The 3584-nt window shown below is 50.7% G+C and carries 4 protein-coding genes; 3 read left to right on the top strand and 1 reads right to left on the bottom strand.

The genetic code is table 11. The features are described 5' to 3' along the window. The 3 genes from KB557_RS09805 to ribD form a co-directional block, all read left to right on the top strand. On the top strand, positions 1-1715 hold a 1715-nt coding region (locus tag KB557_RS09805; protein ID WP_255133737.1), incomplete at its 5' end, for a GH116 family glycosyl hydrolase. Then, positions 1712-2200: a DUF3122 domain-containing protein gene (locus tag KB557_RS09800; RefSeq protein WP_255097146.1), complete on the top strand. Its 489-nt coding sequence runs from the start codon at positions 1712-1714 to the stop codon at positions 2198-2200. The genes KB557_RS09805 and KB557_RS09800, both read left to right, overlap by 4 nt. Further along, positions 2201-3307 (top strand): bifunctional diaminohydroxyphosphoribosylaminopyrimidine deaminase/5-amino-6-(5-phosphoribosylamino)uracil reductase RibD, encoded by a 1107-nt coding sequence (gene ribD / locus KB557_RS09795; RefSeq protein WP_255133735.1) that lies wholly within the window; start codon positions 2201-2203, stop codon positions 3305-3307. It begins immediately after the preceding gene. A gap of 38 nt (positions 3308-3345) precedes the next feature. Here the strand turns inward: ribD and KB557_RS09790 are convergent. Beyond that, the coding region (locus KB557_RS09790; RefSeq protein WP_255133733.1) for a potassium channel family protein at positions 3346-3584 on the bottom strand (239 nt) is incomplete at its 5' end.

Raw genomic sequence — 3584 nt, 5'->3', positions numbered from 1 at the left:
GCCACAACCCGATCGCTGAGGGGGAAGGCCAATGGTGTTTAGCGGTGGGAGAGCTGCCTCCGGGGGTGGAGTTAATGCGTTGCAGCCGTTGGGATCCCCATGGAGATGGCGCTGAAATTTGGAATCGATTCAGCGCTGATGGCTCTATCCCGCAAAGTAATAACGATCGCCGCAGCGGCAGCAACGATCCCCTTAGTTGTGCCATGGCCTTGAGATTTGAACTAGCCCCGGGGGCCGAACTTGAAATCCCCCTTGTGATGAGCTGGGATTTACCCGTAACGGCTTTTGCCACCGGCTGCCAAGCCTTTAGGCGTTACACCGATTTTCATGGCAGCGATGGCACAAATGCAGCTGCTATCGCCACTGAAGCGCTGCAGCAATGGCCCCATTGGAAGCAACAAATAGAAGCCTGGCACGAACCGGTGTTGCAACGCCAAGATCTGCCAGAACTGCTGCGGATGGCTTTATTTAATGAGCTCTACGACCTAACCAGTGGCGGCACTTTATGGACTAACGCCAGTAGTGATGATCCAGAAGGCAGATTTGGAGTTCTGGAATGCCTTGATTACGCCTGGTACGAAAGCTTGGATGTGAGGCTTTATGGATCTTTTGCTTTATTGCAACTTTGGCCGGCCCTTGATAGGGCGGTATTACGTAGTTTTGCCCGCGCAATTCCAGCGGCAGATAGCACCCAAAGGCCGATCGGCTGGTATTTCACCCAAGGCAAAGGTCGAGTGGAGGCCGATCGAAAAGTAGCGGGCGCCACTCCCCATGATTTAGGGGCACCGAATGAACGTCCATTTGATGCAACAAATTACACCGCTTATCAAGATTGCAATCTATGGAAGGATCTAGGTAGCGACTTTGTATTGCAAGTATGGCGCACCTATAAGTTGGCGCCCGATGGCAAAAATATCAATTTCCTTGCTCAATGTTGGCCAGCTGCTGTAGAGGCACTCACCTATCTAAAAGGTTTTGATATTAATAATGATGGCCTGCCCGATAACGGCGGTGCTCCGGATCAAACTTTTGATGATTGGGCCTTAAAAGGGGTAAGCGCCTACTGCGGCGCGCTTTGGATTGCAGCTTTAGAAGCGGCTCTCGCAATGGCGCAAACATTAAGTTTGGAGTTGGGGCTTGATACAGCGTTGGAACAACGTTTATTTGGCCAATGGTTGAGTCAATCCCGCAGCAATTTCGACACACTGTTGTGGAATGGCGATTACTACAAAATTGATGCTGAAAGTGGCACCCCTGTAGTGATGGCAGATCAACTCTGCGGCGACTTTTATGCAAGGCTGCTGGGATTGCCCCCTGTGGTGAGTGATGCCAACGCCCGCAGTTCATTAAAAGCAATTAAAGAAGCCTGTTTTGATAGCTATGAAGGCGGCAAACTAGGGGTAGCCAATGGTTTAAAACGCGACGGCAGCCCCCTCGATCCCAATGGCACCCATCCCCTTGAAGTGTGGACTGGCATTAATTTTGGTTTAGCTGCTTATTACCGATTAATGAAAGATAGCAATACCGCCTTAGCTATTTGTAATGCCGTAGTTAATCAGGTATATAACGGAGGCATGCAATTCCGCACTCCAGAAGCACTCACCGCAAATAACACTTTCAGGGCTTGTCATTATTTACGTGCTATGGCGATATGGGCCCTTTGGGCCACCCATACCCAGTGGCAATTAATTCCTGGGGCTGATAAAAAACCATGAATAAACGTAATTTATTTGCAATTGCAATTGCTTTTTGTTTGATATTTTGGCCGTTGGCACCAGCGCAGGCGCAAATTCACAGCCACAACGATGAAAATGGCATATCAGTGCTACGTAGTATTGAAAGTCTGCGGGATTTGGATTATCAAGCCTGGCAGCTGGTTGCCTATCGCGAAGGGCTTCCAGGGGGGCCACTGCGTTTAAGGATTGTGGGTTATCCAGGCAAGGTGCGATTAAATCACCCCACTGCTTTGCAAGTGCAAAGCGGCGAAAAAAATTGGAATTTAGCTGATATCACCCTCGAAAATCCAACCCTCAGCAGTGATAGCCGCGATGCTGCTGCGGAATTTGATCTTGAACCCCTGCTAAGCAGCTTGAAAAAAAATCGCCCTTTGCGGCTAATGCTGCCTGGTGTATTCACTGAACTGCCAGTGCCACCTTTTGTGGTGCAGGAATGGCGCCAATTACCAAACCAACCCCTCTAAATGGAGGGCCAATGGCTTGATCGCCTCTGGATGGATAGGGCCCTGAGGCTGGCGGGATTAGCGGATGGGCTCACAAGCCCAAATCCATTAGTGGGGGCATTGGTGCTCAGCGCTGCCGGTGAATTGGTGGGGGAGGGATATCACCGCAAGGCAGGGGAAGCCCATGCCGAATTAATGGCATTGCAACAGGCTGGTGAAAAGGCAAATGGCGGCACGCTTTACGTAACGCTTGAGCCCTGCTGCCATCAGGGCCGCACGCCCCCTTGTACAGCTGCGGTGCTCAGCTCCGGTGTGAAACGAGTAGTGGTGGCGATTGCAGATCCAAACCCATTAGTGGCAGGAAAAGGCTTAACGCTGCTGCGTGAGGCAGGCCTTGAGGTTGAACTTGGCGAAGGGGCTGAGGCGGCAAAAAAACAAAACAGTGCTTTTCTGCATCGTCTAGCAACAGGAAAGCCGGAGGGAATCCTTAAATGGGCGATGAGCCTCGATGGCCGCACCGCCTTGCCGAATGGAGCAAGCCAATGGATCAGCGGCCCTGAAGCGAGAAGCTGGGTGCATCAATTGCGCAGCCGCTGTGATGCGGTGATCGTTGGCGGCGGCACCGTTAGGGCGGATGATCCCTTGCTTACAAGCCGGGGGCGGCGTACACCGGAACCCCTGCGGGTGGTGGTTAGCAGGGAATTAAATTTGCCCGATGCAGCCCAAATTTGGGATGTGAGCCTTGCGCCCACCCTGGTGGCCCATGGACCTGGAGCAGCAGCAGCAAAAATCGCCTTAATAGATCAGTTGGGGATAGAAAGGCTGCAACTTGATCAATGCGAACCGCAACAACTGATGGAGGCTCTAGCTAACCGTGGTTGCAATCGGGTGCTGTGGGAATGCGGCCCCGAGTTAGCAGCTAGCGCCATAGGGCAAGACTGCGTTCAACATATTGCGGCTGTAATTGCACCAAAATTATTAGGGGGCATAGCGGCTCGCACTCCCCTGGGGGATTTGGGACTCAGCAGTATTCCAAACACATTTGAGCAAAAATATTCAGCCAAAGGCCTTCAGGTACTGGGCCAAGATCTACTTTGGCAAGCGCAAATTAAAGACTTAAATATATAATACAAAGAAAGATTACTAACATTTTATTTTCCTATATTTCAGCGCATCTCCTCAAGCGATTCCTCAACCTCAGCGCTGGTTTCGCTGGCGGTAACCCTTGCAATCAATAAACCCATCACAACCGCTAGATACAACGGCCCAACAACTGCAACAATCACCGATAACATTTCCCCAGGGTGATTAGTTGCAACTATATCGCCAAAACCAACCGTTGATAAACAGCTAAAAGCAAAATAGTTTAAAGATATAAAATCAATCTTTGAACTTGAAATACCAG

Source organism: Synechococcus sp. Cruz CV12-2-Slac-r, assembly GCF_024346075.1.
In the GTDB taxonomy this organism is placed as follows: domain Bacteria; phylum Cyanobacteriota; class Cyanobacteriia; order PCC-6307; family Cyanobiaceae; genus Synechococcus_D.
This window is presented reverse-complemented; position numbering and strand designations above follow the sequence as displayed.